The sequence below is a fragment of the Propioniciclava flava genome (genome assembly GCF_004126535.1).
GTDB classification, from domain to species: Bacteria; Actinomycetota; Actinomycetes; order Propionibacteriales; family Propionibacteriaceae; genus Propioniciclava; species Propioniciclava flava.
This window is the reverse complement of sequence record NZ_PPCV01000006.1, coordinates 35643-50460: the sequence shown is the minus strand read 5'-3', so window position 1 is coordinate 50460 and position 14818 is coordinate 35643. Positions and strand designations below refer to the sequence as shown.

General features: G+C 68.1%; 13 protein-coding genes and 2 tRNA genes. 10 read left to right on the top strand and 5 right to left on the bottom strand.

What is annotated here, in order from left to right; all coding sequences use genetic code 11:
* Positions 1–16: 16 nt before the first annotated feature.
* Complete coding sequence (gad, locus tag C1706_RS09445; RefSeq protein WP_129458999.1) at positions 17–1420, bottom strand: glutamate decarboxylase; 1404 nt, start codon at positions 1418–1420, stop codon at positions 17–19.
* A 137-nt stretch (positions 1421–1557) separates the two neighbouring features.
* Between gad and C1706_RS09440 the strand changes: the two genes are divergently transcribed.
* The 4 genes from C1706_RS09440 to C1706_RS14610 all read left to right on the top strand — a co-directional run bounded on the left by C1706_RS09440 (position 1558) and on the right by C1706_RS14610 (position 4640).
* Complete coding sequence (locus C1706_RS09440; protein WP_129458998.1) at positions 1558–1809, top strand: type 2 periplasmic-binding domain-containing protein; 252 nt, start codon at positions 1558–1560, stop codon at positions 1807–1809.
* Positions 1810–1925: 116 nt separating this feature from the next.
* Complete coding sequence (locus C1706_RS09435) at positions 1926–2759, top strand: carbohydrate ABC transporter permease (RefSeq protein WP_241653514.1); 834 nt, start codon at positions 1926–1928, stop codon at positions 2757–2759.
* A 342-nt stretch (positions 2760–3101) separates the two neighbouring features.
* Positions 3102–4226 carry a recombinase family protein gene (locus C1706_RS09425; protein WP_241653526.1) on the top strand — a complete coding sequence of 375 codons (1125 nt, stop codon included), beginning with the start codon at positions 3102–3104 and terminating at the stop codon, positions 4224–4226.
* A gap of 252 nt (positions 4227–4478) precedes the next feature.
* Complete coding sequence (locus C1706_RS14610) at positions 4479–4640, top strand: hypothetical protein (RefSeq protein WP_241653513.1); 162 nt, start codon at positions 4479–4481, stop codon at positions 4638–4640.
* Here the strand turns inward: C1706_RS14610 and C1706_RS09420 are convergent.
* Positions 4633–4708, bottom strand: a tRNA-His gene (locus C1706_RS09420). The genes C1706_RS14610 and C1706_RS09420 overlap by 8 nt on opposite strands.
* A gap of 79 nt (positions 4709–4787) precedes the next feature.
* Positions 4788–5450 carry an oligoribonuclease gene (orn, locus tag C1706_RS09415; protein WP_129458996.1) on the bottom strand — a complete coding sequence of 221 codons (663 nt, stop codon included), beginning with the start codon at positions 5448–5450 and terminating at the stop codon, positions 4788–4790.
* Between the two features lie 94 nt (positions 5451–5544).
* Here orn and ppk2 point away from each other — a divergent pair, with 94 nt between their 5' ends.
* Positions 5545–6456, top strand: coding sequence for a polyphosphate kinase 2 (gene ppk2, locus C1706_RS09410; RefSeq protein WP_129459163.1), 912 nt, complete (start codon positions 5545–5547; stop codon positions 6454–6456).
* An 82-nt stretch (positions 6457–6538) separates the two neighbouring features.
* Positions 6539–7780: a benzoate/H(+) symporter BenE family transporter gene (locus C1706_RS09405; protein WP_206661071.1), complete on the top strand. Its 1242-nt coding sequence runs from the start codon at positions 6539–6541 to the stop codon at positions 7778–7780.
* Positions 7781–7787: 7 nt separating this feature from the next.
* On the opposite strand, the gene C1706_RS09400 is transcribed toward C1706_RS09405, so the two are convergent.
* Complete coding sequence (locus C1706_RS09400) at positions 7788–8975, bottom strand: MFS transporter (protein WP_129458995.1); 1188 nt, start codon at positions 8973–8975, stop codon at positions 7788–7790.
* 80 nt (positions 8976–9055) lie between these two features.
* A tRNA-Arg gene (locus C1706_RS09395) sits at positions 9056–9128 on the bottom strand.
* A 108-nt stretch (positions 9129–9236) separates the two neighbouring features.
* Between C1706_RS09395 and C1706_RS09390 the strand changes: the two genes are divergently transcribed.
* The 4 genes from C1706_RS09390 to C1706_RS09375 all read left to right on the top strand — a co-directional run bounded on the left by C1706_RS09390 (position 9237) and on the right by C1706_RS09375 (position 14788).
* Positions 9237–10646, top strand: coding sequence for a PrsW family intramembrane metalloprotease (locus tag C1706_RS09390; RefSeq protein ID WP_129458994.1), 1410 nt, complete (start codon positions 9237–9239; stop codon positions 10644–10646).
* 7 nt (positions 10647–10653) lie between these two features.
* Positions 10654–12507 carry a GTPase family protein gene (locus C1706_RS09385; RefSeq protein WP_129458993.1) on the top strand — a complete coding sequence of 618 codons (1854 nt, stop codon included), beginning with the start codon at positions 10654–10656 and terminating at the stop codon, positions 12505–12507.
* On the top strand, positions 12497–14095 hold the full coding sequence (locus C1706_RS09380; protein WP_129458992.1) for a GTPase: 1599 nt from the start codon (positions 12497–12499) through the stop codon (positions 14093–14095). The genes C1706_RS09385 and C1706_RS09380 overlap by 11 nt, the downstream gene beginning before the upstream one ends.
* A gap of 144 nt (positions 14096–14239) precedes the next feature.
* Positions 14240–14788 carry a single-stranded DNA-binding protein gene (locus C1706_RS09375; RefSeq protein WP_129458991.1) on the top strand — a complete coding sequence of 183 codons (549 nt, stop codon included), beginning with the start codon at positions 14240–14242 and terminating at the stop codon, positions 14786–14788.
* Positions 14789–14818 lie beyond the last annotated feature (30 nt).

Below are 14818 nucleotides of genomic sequence, written 5' to 3'. Positions count from 1 at the left end.
TTCCTTGTGCTCTGGGTCAGTGGTGGAATCCGGAGTGTTGGCCTTCTGCGGGCAGCGGGCCTTCGAGGGCATCGAGGTAGGCGACTGCTTCCCGGAGGTCTGCGAGGAACGAGAAGGCGAGGTCGTGGCTGAACCCGTTGCGGACGACGATGCGCTGGACGGTGATGTCCACGAGGTCGGCCGGCATCGGGTACGCGGGCACGAGCCAACCCTTCATGCGGAGCCGTTCCGACAGGTGGTACAGATTCCAGTTCTGTGTGTAACCATCTCGTAGGCGCCACGCGAATACGGGGATGTCCGAGCCGTCGTTCCAGAGCTCGAAGGCCGGAATCTTCGCGATCTCGCTCGAGAGGTACAGCGCAACGTCTTGGGTCGACTGCTGCACGGCGTGGAAACCTGTGCGTCCCAGTCGCAAGAATAGGTAGTACTGCAGGAGGACCTGCGCGCCGGGGCGGGAGAAGTTCAGAGCGAATGTCGGCATGTTGCCGCCGAGATAGCTGACGCGGAAGATCAGGTCGTCGGGGAGCGCGGTGATGTCCCGCCAAACGACCCAACCGAGCCCCGGGTAGACGAGGCCGTACTTGTGTCCCGATGTATTGATCGAGGCGACGCGCTCGATGCGGAAGTCCCATTCCAGATCCGGCTGCAAGAAGGGAGCGATCATGGCACCAGACGCGCCGTCAACGTGGATGGGCACGTCGATTCCGGTGGCCTCCTGGATGCGATCGAGCGCCGCGGCGATGGCCGCGACGGGCTCGTACATCCCTGTGTAGGTGACGCCCAGGATCGCGACAACGCCGATAGTGTTCTCGTCGACATACTTCTCGAGGCCGTGACCGTCGAGAACCTTATGTTCCTCGGAGATGGGAACATACCTTGGTTCGACCTCGAAGTAGTTGCAGAATTTCTCCCAGCACACTTGCACCGCGCTGGAGAGCACGATGTTCGGCTTCTCGGTGGGTTCTCCAGCACTGCGGCGCGCATGCTGCCAGCGGCGCTTGAGGGCGAGGCCACCTAGCATGCATGCTTCGGACGAGCCGATCGTGGATGTCCCGATGCTATTGGCGGGGTCCGGAGCGTGCCAGAGATCGGCGAGCATACGCCAACACCGCGTCTCGATGGCTGCCGTCTGCGGATACTCGTCCTTGTCGATCATGTTCTTATCGGCGGCTTCGAGATAAAGCCGAGACGCGTGATCGTCCATCCAGGTGCCGACGAAAGTCGCGAGATTGAGTCGGGCATTCCCGTCGAGCATCATCTCGTCGTGGACGATCTGATAAGCGGTTTCCTGCAGCGATTCCTCCTCGGGGAAGAGAAACTTCGGCAGCATCGTAGCCTCTCCCGGCCTGGAGAAGATCGGGTTGAGCTCGACCCGGTCGAGTCCATCCTCGTGCCGCGTGATGCGTTGCGTGTTCGACATGATTTTCCTCCTTCACCGTGCAGCGCAGGCGGGGTTGCCAACACCCAATTCCAGTGTAGTTCACCGAGGCGACGGAGCACGCGGACGCCGCCTTCAAGTTCGTCGAGTTCACGCAGTCCGAGGCCTACCAGCTGGGCATGGCGAAGGTCGGCCAGATGACGGTCAAGCCGGAGTTCGCCGACGCGCAGGCGAAGATCGACCCCTACTTCCAGTCGTTCTCGGATCAGCTCGAGACCGCACGCGCCCGCCTCCCCATCCCGCAGGCCGGCGAAGTGGACGCCATCCTCAGCACCGAGCTCGTGCCCGCGTTCGAGGGGAAGGTCGGCGTCAAGGAGGCGCTGAGCTCCGCCGCGAAGCAGATCGACGCCCTCCTCGCCGAGAACAAGTGATGGCCCTTCTGCAGCATGACCGCGGGGCAGCTCCGGCCGTCCCGCGCCCGCAGTCCCCTCCGCCGCGCCGCCGGCGCCGGGTCTCCCTCACCCCCTACCTCTTCTTGCTCCCCGGCGTGCTGCTGTTCGGGCTGTTCATCCTGTACCCGATCGCGCAGGCCGTGCAGATCAGCTTCTACGACTGGAACATCCTGCGCGGCGCCGCCAGCGAGTTCGTCGGCCTCGACAACTACCTCTGCGCGATGCAGGACGACCGCTTCTGGCTGAGCCTCGGCAACAGCGGCATCTACATGCTTTTCACGGTGCCCCCGCAGATCGTGCTCGGCCTCGCCGTCGCGATGCTGCTGCGCTCGAAGGCACCGGCGCAGCCGCTCTTCCGCGTGCTGTACTACCTGCCCGTCGTAACCAGCTGGGTCGTCGTCTCGCTGCTGTTCAAACACCTGTTCGCCGACGAGGGACTCATCAACTTCACGCTCGGCGACCTCCTACACCTCACCGACGGGAGCACCTCCTGGCTCTCCGAGCGCTGGACCGCGATGATCGCGATCTGCGCCCTCGGCGTGTGGAAGGGCGTCGGCTGGTCGATGATGATCTTCCTCGCGGCCCTCCAGGGCGTGCCGAAGTCGCTCGAGGAGGCGCCGACGGTCGACGGAGCCGGGTGGTGGCAGCGCTTCCGCGTCGTCACGCTGCCGGCGATCTGGCCGGCCATGATCTTCGTCATCGTGATGCTCGTGATCGGCGGCTTCAACGTGTTCACCTCCGTGCTGCTCATGACCGGCGGCGGGCCAGGAGGGCAGACCGAGGTGCTGCTGACCTACATGTACCGGCAGGCCTTCTCCGATCTCGATTCCAGCTACGGCTCGGCGCTCGCCGTCATCCTTACGATCATCGTCTTCTTCGCCTCGGCGATCCAGCTGCGGGTGTTCCGCGAGAAGGAGGAGAACCGATGACCCCCGTCGCATCCCGCCGGGCGCTCACCGCCCTGCGCGTCGTCGTGCTCATCGTCGGCGCGGTCGTCATGGTGACGCCGTTCGCCTACATGCTGTCGACGTCGTTCAAGCCGCAGGCGTACGTGCTGACGACGCCCCCGCAGTTCATCCCCGACCCGTTCACCTTCGACAACTACGTGCAGGCGTGGACCACGCAGGACTTCGCGCGCTACGCCCTGAACTCGTTCATCGTGGCGGTGATCTCCACCGCGCTCTCGGTGCTCATCAGCTCTATGATGGCCTACGCCTTCTCCCGGTTCGAAGGAGCAGGCGGAGAAGGGCGGCCAGGCGGAGGGCTTCTCGATCCCGGCCCAGCGCGAGGCGAACCAGCGCAAGGCCGACCAGCTCGGAGCAACGATCATCGAGGAGTTCGTCGACGCGGGCGAGTCCGCGCGCAAGGCCGACCGGCCCGAACTGATGCGGATGATCCAGTACGTCGCGAAGCACAAGACGAACTACTGCATCGTCCACAAGGTCGACCGGCTCGCCCGCAACCGAGCCGACGACGTGACCATCCACCTCGCCCTCAAGGACGCCGGCGTCACGCTGGTGTCGGCCACGGAGAACATCGACGAGACCCCGTCGGGGATGCTGCTGCACGGCATCATGTCCTCGATCGCGGAGTTCTACTCCCGCAATCTCGCCACCGAGGTCGTCAAGGGTCTGTCGCAGAAGGCCGCGCAGGGCGGCACGGTGACGAAGGCACCCATCGGCTACCGCAATGTCGGCGTGCGCGACGAGTTCGGGCGGGAGGTACGTACCGTCGAGATCGACGAGGAGCGAGCCCCGTTGGTGCGGTGGGCGTTCCAGGTGTTCGCATCCGGCGACTGGACGACGAGCCAGCTTCACCAGGAGCTCGTAGCGCGCGGGCTCACGACAGCGGCTTCGCCGCGGCGACCGTCCCGACCCATCGGGAAGTCGTCGGTGCATCGGATGTTGACGAACCCGTACTACAAGGGCAGCGTCCGCTACCAGGGCGTGACCTATGCCGGAGCGCACGAGGCGATCGTCCCCAACGAGGTGTGGGACCAGGTGCAGACCGTGCTCGGCACGCACCGCTCGGCAGCAGATGCGACGCAAGTCCACGAGCACTACTTGAAGGGGACGGTGTTCTGCGGCCAGTGCGGCTCGCGGCTACTGGTGTGCAACGCGAAGAGCAGCCAGGGCACGATCTACCCGTACTTCGTGTGCGCGAGCAGGCATGGCGGCAGGGGCGACTGCACCCGGCAGGCGATGCTCATCGAGCAGGTCGAACGGCTCATCGAGCGCTTCTATGCCAAGGTGCAGCTCGATCCCGAGACGACGCAGGCGGTCTCGGCGATGATCCATGCCCGGTTCGACGAGATGATGGCCGAAGGAGCCGCCGAACTTGCCGACCTCGCGTCCCGGAGGACCCAGCTCGAAGGCGAGCAGCAGAAGCTGCTCTAAGCGCACTACGCCGGAGCCATCCCACTCGACCTCCTCAAGAAGGAGCAGGACCGGATCACCGCGTCGCTGGAGACCATCGAGCACCGGATCACAGCGCACCACGGCCACTATGCCGACGCCCGAGCGAACCTCGATGACTCGCTGAAGCTGCTGTCCAACGCCGCCGACCTCTACGAGCACGCCGACGACCCGAACCGCCGCCTGTGCAACCAAGCGCTGTTCAAGGCGATCTACATCGACGAGGACAACGACGTGCGCGTCGGCTACCGGAACCCGTACGACGGGCTGAGCCTGTCCGGCCTCCATGCCGACGCCCTGAGCTGGGCCGCCGAGGCAAAGAAGATGGGCCAGGCGGGAACCGCGACCAAGGGCGGACCCTTGGTCGCGAGTTCACACCTGACCCGTTTGGGGTGAGTAACGGGACTCGAACCCGCGACATCCTGGACCACAACCAGGTGCTCTACCAGCTGAGCTATACCCACCATCGCTGAGAACAGCGAGCGTCAGCATAGCGGGTTCGTGGCGGCGACGTGAAATCGCCGCCACTGCGCCGCTGCCAGATCAGGCCGTGGGGGACTCGGCGCTGGCGGGCACGCTGGCGGGAGCTTTCGGGTGGCGGTGGCCGGTGAGGGCGCCCCGATGGGTGCGGGCGATGCGGCGCAGCGCGGCGGCGTCCGGCCCGGGAGCGGGGACGAACACGGCCTCCCGGTAGTAGCGCAGTTCCTCGATCGACTCTTGGATATCGGCGAGCGCACGATGGTTGCCCGACTTGGTCGGGGTGTTGAAGTAGGCGCGGGGGAACCAGCGGTGCGACAGTTCCTTGATCGTGGACACGTCGACGTTGCGGTAGTGGAGGTGCCCTTCCAAGGTGGGCATGTCGCGGGCGAGGAAGCTGCGGTCCGTGCTGACCGTGTTGCCTGCCAGCGGCGCCTGCCGAGGCTCCGGAACCCATTCACGGATGTAGGCCAGCACTTGCGCTTCGGCGTCCTCCAAGGTGGTGCCGGTGGCCAGTTCATCCAGCAGGCCCGAGGTGGTGTGCATGTTCCGGACGAAGTCGCCCATCGCCTCGAGGGCCTCCGCCGGGGGAGTGATCAAGACGTCGATACCCTCACCCAAAACGTTGAGGTTGCCGTCGGTCACCAGGGCTGCGACCTCGATCAGGGCGTCGGACTCCAAGTTCAGCCCGGTCATCTCGCAGTCGATCCACACCAATGCGTCATTCACAGTTCCACTGTAGGACGACTGCGCTTGTTAGGCTGTCAGGCATCACCGCCGCGGCCACATCAGGAGAGTCATGGACCAGCACAGCCTTCAAGACATGATCGACGAAGGCCCTGGTCAACGTGAGAATCTGCGCCAGTTCATCGACAAGCTCGTGCACGAGGGCTACACCGTGGGGGACGCCGAGGGCCCCGATCCCATGCTGGTCGATCCCGGCGGGCGCGCTGTGGAGACGTGGCGGGAGGACTACCCCTACGACACGTTGCTGACGCGAGACGAGTACGAGGCCGAGAAATACAAGCTTCAGGTCGAACTCCTCAAGCTCCAGTACTGGAGCCAAGATCACGACGTGCGCCACATCATCTTGTTCGAGGGCCGCGACGCCGCGGGCAAGGGTGGCACCATCAAGCGGTTCACCGAGCACCTCAACCCTCGGGCTGCGCGCGTGGTGGCGCTGACCAAGCCGACGACCACCGAACTGGGGCAGTGGTACTTCCAGCGCTACATCGAGCACTTCCCGACATTCGGCGAGATCGTCCTCTTCGACCGCTCCTGGTACAACCGGGCGGGCGTCGAACGGGTGATGGGGTTTTGCACCGACGAGCAGTACGAGATCTTCATGGGGCAGGCGCCCGAGTTCGAACGGATGATCGTCGACGCTGGGATTCACCTGACTAAGTTCTGGTTCTCGGTGACGCAACGCGAGCAGCGCACCCGGTTCGCCATCCGGCAAATTGACCCGGTGCGGCGCTGGAAGCTGTCCCCGATGGATCTGGAGTCGCTGGATCGCTGGGAGGACTACACGGCCGCCAAGGAAGCGATGTTCGAGCGCACCGACACCGACCATGCGCCGTGGATCACCATCCGGTCCAACGACAAGAAGCGCGCCCGCCTCAACGCGATGCGGGCCTTCCTTAACCAGTTCGACTACGAGGGACGCGACGATTCGGTCGTGACGCCGCCCGATCCGCTGATCGTGTCCCGGGGGATCGACACCGTCGGGGACTGACGCCGACGCCGCCGTGAACGGGTAACGGTCCACGGCGGACACCGCACACGCATGCGTGGTTGTGACCCTAAAGTCACGCCCCATGGACTCATCAAGACGTGCCGACCGGGTCACCCCGGTGATGGCGGGCGTGGTCACGGCGGTCGTGGGTTTCACGTCGTCGTTTGCTGTCGTCTTGGCGGGGCTGGCCGCGATGGGCGCGAGCCCGGCGCAGTCGGCGTCCGGCCTCATCGCCTTGTGCGTGACGATGGGGGTGGCGTGCATCGGGCTGTCCTGGTGGAGCCGCAGCCCGATCACCGTCGCCTGGTCCACCCCCGGGGCCGCGCTCCTGGCGTCCGCGCCCACCCCGGCGCACGGGTTCGCGTCCGCCGTCGGGGCGTTCGTGGTGTGCGGTGCGCTGCTGACGTTGACCGGCCTCGTCCCTGCCCTGGCCCGGCTTGTTCGCGCCATTCCGACGAGCATCGCCAGCGCCATGCTGGCGGGCGTCCTGCTCTCCCTGTGCGCAGCGCCCTTCCGAGACATCCCCACCAGTCCCGCCGCGATCGGCGTCGTGCTGGTGACCTGGGTGGTCCTGGCACGGTTCGCGCCGCGCTGGGCGGTGCGCGGTGCGCTGGTGGCGGCACTGGTTGCCCTGGGATTCTCCGGGGCCTTCGCGCAGGCGGACTGGTCGGGGGCGCTGCCTGCGCTCGTGTGGGTGACCCCGACGTTCGACGTCGCCACCGCCATCGCGATCGGCCTGCCGCTCTACCTGGTCACGATGACCAGCCAGAACATCCCTGGCGTAGCGGTGCTGGCCAGTTTTGGCTACACCACCCCTTGGCGGGCGGCCATCGGAGGAACGGGACTGGGGAGCATGCTCGGAGCGCTGTTCGGTGGTCACGCGATCAATCTGGCCGCCATCTCTGCCGCGCTGGCTGCCGGCCCCGAGGCTGGGGAGGACCGTAAGGCACGGTGGGTAGCGGGCGTCAGCGCAGGCGTGGTCTACCTCTTGGTGGGGTTGGGTGCCGGGGTGATCGTCGCCGTCGCCGGGGCGGCCCCGCTGGGGGTGTTCACGGCTGTGGCGGCGGTCGGGCTGATCGGCAGCCTGCTCGGCTCGCTCCAACAGGCGCTCGCCGACCCACATCATCGCGTCGCGGCGCTCGTCACCGTCGTGGTGGCGACCTCCGGGATCGTGGTCGCGGGGATCGGTTCCGCGTTCTGGTCGTTGGCTGCGGGCTGCGTCGTCGCCTGGATTCAGGGGGTCGGCGTCCGTCCCTCGCCACCTGGAGCTAAGGATGCGCGCCCCGGATCCGACGTGTCAGCGGAGCGGCCCGCACGGGGCTAGGTGAGCGTCAGCCCACCTGATTGGTCGCGGCTCCGGTACGGGAGGGCCCACCCCAGTGCCACAACCATGCTGCGCCCAGCCAGCCGAGTGCGGCCACGGCGATCGCGGCCACCGACAAGGACGCCGTTGCTGCCAGCGCACTGATCATCACCGGTCCCAGCGCGCCCCCGATGCCGGTGGTGAGGCGCCATCCCGCCAGGAACTGCGTGCGCCCGACCGCGGGGGAGGCGTCCGACCCCAAGGTCATCACCACCCCCGCACTGATGCCGTTGCCCAGCCCGAGGCCCAACGCGACCGCGCCCAGGCCGATGCCGGTCGCGGCCAGAGGCAACAACCCAAAGCAGGTGCCCATGATGACCATGGCGGGCACGGCGACGGCCCTGCGTCCCAACCGGTCCATGATCGAGCCGCCCAGGTAGAACAAGGTGAGGTCGACGAACGAACTCGCGGCGAAGACCAGGCTTGTTTGGGCGGCGTCCAATCCGATGGCGGTCGCCCACAGCGGCAGCAGTGCGTCGCGGGAGGCGCGCACCAGCATGAGTGCCGCCGCCCCGACGCCGATCGTGAGGAAGGTCCGCAGATGGGCGCGCAGCACCTCAGCCGTGTGGACCGGGGTGGCGCCCCGGGGAGCTTCACGCTCGACATCGGGCAGCCAGGCGCTGATGATCGCGGCAGCCAGCGAGGTCGCGATCGCCAGCCAGTAGGCCGCCCGTAACCCGCCCAGCGTGACGACCGCCGCCCCAGCCAAGGGGCCGATGAACGAACCGATCCGGAACACGCCCCCGAGCGTGGAAAGAGCGCGGGCCCGGTGCGTCAGCGGGACGAACTCGGTGACGAACGACTGCCGCGCAATGGTGACGACCGCCTCGGAGACCCCCAGCGCGAACACGGCCAGACCCAGCACGACGAACGTGGGGGCGAAGGCGGCCACGGCCATGCAGGCGGCGTCCACGACCAACGAGACGACGAGGGCGCGCTGTTCGCCGAGGCGATCCGCGACGATGCCCGCGGGCAGTGCCCCGACCAGCGCTCCGATCCCCAAGAGCGAGACGACGAAGGCCGACTCGGCCAATGATGCGCCCAGATCCTGCGCGGTGAGGGCGATGAGCGGCGTCACGGCGCCCAGCCCCACCAAAGCGAGCGTCGTCGGCAAGTACACCGACACCGCCAACGTGCGCCAATGCTGGGAATTCATCTGCTCACCGACCACGCCCCGGGAACCTACACCCCTGGTGAACCAGTGATGCGGTGATCCGCTAGGCAGGATCGGGCGGGCGCCCCCGGGAGGATTCGAACCTCCGACCGTCGGATTAGAAGGCCGCTGCTCTATCCCCTGAGCTACGGGGGCCCGAGGAGATTGTAAGGGCAGCCGCAGGTCGGGGTGCTCCGAGGGGTTGCCGTTTCGTCGGTGCCGCGGTTGGACGACGGGGTTGGTGACGCCGCTACCCTGGGGGCCATGACTTCGGAGCTCACAGCGGTGCGGTCGCTGCGCGCCAACGGGCTCCCGGTGACCAAGGAGAAGCAGAAGCGCCACTGGGCGATCGCGCTCCTACGGAGCCGCTGGCTGTGGATCATCCTGGGGGCGACCGTGCTCTATGCGGCCTGCCTCGGGTGGATGTACGTCACCTCGGTGACGCCAACACCCGCCGAGGGCGGCGGTGAGGTGCCGGGGCTCAACTTGAGCGCTATTCGTCGCTCCGCAACGCTCGCGCTACCGACCTTGGCCGTGTGGGTTGTGGCCTTCGTGGCCCTGGATCGCTTCCGGCCGATGCGGCTCGGGTTCTGGTACCTCGCGTTGGGGTGGGGCGCGGCCGTCTCGACGGCGCTGTCGATGGTGATCAACACCTGGGCGAGCCGCCAGATGGCCATCGTCGGTGCTGACCCCGCCACGGGCGCCCGTGCCGCCGTGTTCGTGGCCCCTTTCGTGGAGGAGGCGACGAAGGCGACCGTCGTGTTCTTCATCGCGATCGCCGTGCGCTACCGGATCGTGTCGACGCTGCAGGCGGTCACCCTGGCTGGCCTCTCTGCGGCGGGGTTCGCCTTCACCGAGAACATCCTTTATTACAGCCGCGTCATCGTGTATTCCTCGGTCACCATCGGCACAGGGAACCCGGAACAGGCCCTCAACTCGATCGTGTTCTTGCGGGGCGTCAAGACCGCGTTCGGGCACCCGCTGTTCACCTCGCTGATGGCGTTGGGGTTCATCGTTGGCCTGCGGGCGCACAGCAAGATCGTGCGGATCATCGCCCCGCTGGTGGGCTACCTCGCCGCCGCGCTGGGCCACATGCTGTTCAACTTCTTCGCCAGCATCGGCGCCGACGACACGATGATGGCGATCATGGGTTGGGGGATCGCCCTCACCCTGGTGATCTATCTCATCCGCCGCATCCTGGCTGAAGGCCGGCGTCAGCGGGACCGCTTGGGCGACTACGTCGACATGGGTTGGCTTCCCCCCTCCGTGGTGACACTCTTCACTCGACAGCGGACGCGGTGGGCGTGCTTCTTCATCTCCGTGACGCACGGCTGGCGTGCCATGCTCGCCACCGTGCGAATCCAGCGCACGATGAGCGAACTCGCCTACCTGCGTGACGCCGAGTTGCACGGGACGGTGGACGAGGCGGGGGCGCTGCGCGCACGAACCCTGCTTGATGAGGCCCGGGCCCTCGCGCCGGTGGCGATCACCGATCCGGCGGTGCAGAAGATCCAACTGCCGCAGTTCCCCGCCTGGCTGCGGCTGCGCCGTCGTCGCACCGCAGTTGGTCCCTGGGCGCCTCCTTCTCCCGTGCCTGCGTCATTTTTGCCCGGAACGGTAAGCTCACCGGGGTACTCGCCGGTTGATCCGCGCTGGGGGCCGCCAAAGGGGTAGGGAGTCGATGAGCACAGTCGCGCTGACGCAGGCGCTGAGCCGACTGAGGTCGGCTGTGGCGGAGGTCCGCCTGCCCCTCTCGTTGCCCGGTTCTGACGCCGCCGCCGAGTCGGCGCGAGCGATCGTGACTCAACTGGACGACTACGTGCTCCCCAGGCTCGCCAGCCTGGACGCCCCCCTGCTGGCCGTCATCGGCGGCTCCACGGGCGCGGGCAAGTCGACCTTGGTGAACTCGTTGCTGGGGCGTGTGGTCTCGCGCCCTGGCGTCATCCGGCCCACGACCCGCAGCCCCGTCTTGGTGCATCACCCCGACGAGGCCGACTACTTCACCTCCGATCGGATCCTTCCCGGGTTGGCGCGCAGCCTCGACCAGGCCGACGACACGCACACTCTGCAGTTGGTTCCCGACGCGTCGCTGCCGCGCGGGCTCGCCCTGCTCGACGCCCCCGACGTGGACTCGGTCGTGCAGGAGAACCGTGCGCTGGCGGCCCAGTTGCTGTCGGCTGCCGACCTGTGGCTGTTCGTCACCTCGGCCGCCCGCTACGCCGACGCCGTCCCGTGGGAGTACCTTCGCTCCGCCGCTGACCGCTCCGCCGCGGTCGCCGTCGTGCTCGATCGCGTCCCGCCCGCCGCCATGTTGGAGGTCCCCCCACATCTGGGTCGCCTCATGGTCGAGCGCGGGCTGGGCCGCTCGCCCCTGTTCGCGGTCCCCGAGACGGCAACCGACGCGTCCGGCATGCTGCCCGATTCGGCCGTCGCCCCGATCCGCACCTGGTTGGCCACGCTGGCCGCGGACCAGGCGAGCAGGCAGGCGGTCGTCCTGCAGACCCTCGACGGCGCTATCGGCGCCCTGGTGCGTTCGGCCCCCGCAATAGCGGACGCCGTGGACGCCGAGGTGGAGGCGGTCGCGCAGCTGCGCGGGGACGCCGACCGCAGCTTCGCGGAGGCGGTGCGGACCATCGCCGTGCAGACGTCGGACGGCTCGCTCCTGCGAGGAGAGGTGCTGTCGCGGTGGCAGGACTTCGTCGGCACCGGCGAGTTCATGCGGACCGTCGAGCAGAAAATCGGCTGGCTGCGCGACAAGCTGCGCGCCACGTTGCGTGGGGAGCCGCCCCAGGTCAACGAGGTGAAGCTGGCGGTGGAGTCAGGGCTGGAAGTGTTCGTCCGCGAAGAAGGCGACGCGGCGGCCGAACGCGCCGAAGCCGCGTGGGGCGCGCACCCGGCGGGCCGCACCATCCTGGCCGCCACGCGCGATGACCTGCAGCACACCTCGCCGGAGTTCCCGGCAGCGGTGAGCGCCGCGATTCGCTCGTGGCAAGGCGATGTGTTGGCCTTGGTCAGTGAGGTGGGCGCGTCCAAGCGCGCCAAGGCCCGCTACCTCGCCCTCGGCGTCAACGGGGTCGGCGTCGCCCTCATGATCGTGGTCTTTACCCAGACCGGCGGGCTCACCGGGGCCGAGGTCGGCGTGGCAGGGGGCACGGCTGTGCTCGCGCAGCGCCTCTTGGAGGCGGTCTTCGGGGAGGACACCGTCAGGCGGCTCACCCGCCAGGCCAAGGCCCAGTTGGACGCCCGCATCGAGGGGGTGCTGGCGCTGGAACTGGCCCGCTACGACCGGGCGCTGAGCAGCACCGGAGTCGACGCGTCCGCCGCCTCCGCCGTGCGGGACGCAGTCGCCGCGGTGCACGCGTGCGTCACCGACATGCCGGCCCTGGCTCAGGCGGGGAGCGTGGACGGGCTGAACCCGGCAGCACAGACTCCCGCCCTGGAGACGGGCGCATCGGAGGCGATCCTCAGCGGAGAGGTGCTGGATCCGGTCGAGGAGGCCGACGGCGTCCGCGTCGAGGTGCCTCATGAAGGCTGAGAAGGACACCCGGAGCCTGGCCTCCCGGCTGACCGCGCTGGATCGAGCCATCGAGTTGAGCCGCGGCCGGGTGCCGGACGCGGTGCTGGCACCCGCGGACGCATTGATCGAGCGAGCCGGGCAGCGCCTGGCCCTGGCTGGCGATCACACGGTCGTAGCCCTGGCAGGAGCGACCGGATCGGGAAAGTCCAGCCTGTTCAACGCGGTCTCCGGGACGGAGTTCGCCCGCCCCGGCGTCACGCGTCCCACGACGAGCGAGGCCATGGCTGTGGCCTGGGGTAGCGAAGCCCCCACCGCGCTGCTGGACTGGTTGAAGGTCGGCGGGCGGCACGTGGTGGCGCCTCGGGAGGAGATTCCCGCAGGGCTGGTGCTGCTGGATCTGCCCGATCATGATTCGACTGAGGCGGCGCACCGGATTACGGTGGATCGCCTCGTCAAGGTCGTCGACATGCTGGTGTGGGTGGTCGATCCGCAAAAGTACGCGGACGCCGCCCTCCACGACGGCTACCTCATCCCGTTGGCCGGGCACGCCGACCTGATGGTGGTCGCCTTGAACCAGGTCGACCGGCTCAACCCGGAACAACGGCACGCCACCTTGGCCGATCTGCGACGGCTGCTCGACAGCGAGGGCCTGTCTGCTACCCCGCTCGTGGCCGTCTCCGCGCTGCGCGGGGAGGGCTTGGGACAGTTGCGGGAACTCATGGCCCAGGCGGCCCGCGACAAAGAGATCACCGCGCGCCGGTTCGCCGCCGACATCGCCGCAGAAGCAGCCACGTTGCGGGACGCGCTGGGCACGGGCCCGGTCCCCGTGTTGTCGCGTAGCGATCTGGCGGCGCTGCACGCCAGTGTGGCGGAGGCGTCCGGCGTCCCCGTGGTCACCGAAGGGGTCTTGAACGCCTGGCGTCACCGTGGAGCGCTGGCGACCGGATGGCCGCTGGTCACGTGGCTGCGCAGGCTCAAGCCCGACCCGTTGCGGCGACTGCGTATCGGTCAGGGCGCCGGGGCGACCGACGTGGTGCACGCGTCACTGCCGAAAGCCACTCCCGTGCAGCGCGCCCGACTCGATGCGTCCTTGCGTCAGGTCATCGATGCGAGCGTCGCTCATGTGCCCCGCGCGTGGGCCGAACGATTGAAGGCAGTGGCCCGCTCGGACCGCGCTGTGCTGGCCGACCGGATCGACGCCGCCATCGGGGCGACCGATCTGCGCATGGACGCCGGACACGGCTGGTGGGGCGTGGTCACCTTCCTGCAATGGCTGGGGATCGCGGCCGTGCTCATCGGGGGCGGGTGGCTGCTGGCGCCGCTCGTCGTGGCCGCATTGCAGGTGCCGCTCGTGGTGCCCACGATCACCTGGCAAGGATGGCCGGTGCCGACGATGCTGCTCCTCGGCGGGGTGGGCTTGGGCATCGTGTTCGGGCTTTTGAGCCGCGTGTTCGTTGAGGCGGGAGCCCGCGTCAAGCAGCGGCAGGCGTCCCACGCGCTCACCGCAGCCGTGGGGGCTGTGGTGGACGCCGAGGTCATCGATCCGATCCGTGCGGAGTTGGAACGGCTCGCTGAGGCGCGGGCCGCGCTGGAACGCGCCCGCTGACGATCGCGCTTCCCCGTCCGCCTCTCTCACGATCAAGCCCGTTTCCCGCGATCACGCACGCCTCTTCTGCTGCCCCTCACGTCTCCTCGTGTGCTGTGACGCGGCCTGCCTAACGTGTGGGCAACTCGATCAGGAGGGGCGGACATGGAAGCGGAGATCATCATCAACGGCAACGTCGGGGCTGACGTTGCCTGGCGCGATCACGGCGAATACGGGGGCCGAGCAACGTTCTCGCTGGCGTGCACCCCCGCCGTGCAGCGTGACGGGCTGTGGGTCGATCTGCCGACGGCCTGGTACCGGGTGGTCTGCTGGCGGCGGCTCGCGGCAAACGTGCGCGACAGCGTCGCCAAAGGCGATGCGGTGATCGTCGGCGGGCGTTTGCGCCTGGAACGCTGGAGCGACGAGGCGGGGCACTCGCGGGAGGGGTACACAGTGGAGGCGGCGTGGGTCGCCCATGACCTGCGCCGCGGCGCCAGTACCTTTCGTCGGTCTGCGGTGCGTTCGAGTGTCCCGGCGCAGGACGTCACGCCCGATGACCTGAACCGTGTCGACGGCTCGAACCACGTCGGCAGCGTGGACGGGGACGCCCCACGGAACGGGGGCGAGGCGCCGATCACGGTCGCGATTGCGGCGGCGACGCCGGCCGCAGACGGCGAGCGTGGCCTGGGGGAGAGAGAGCCGATTCCTGCCTAGAAACGCAGCAGCCGGGGTCCGCGCGATGCG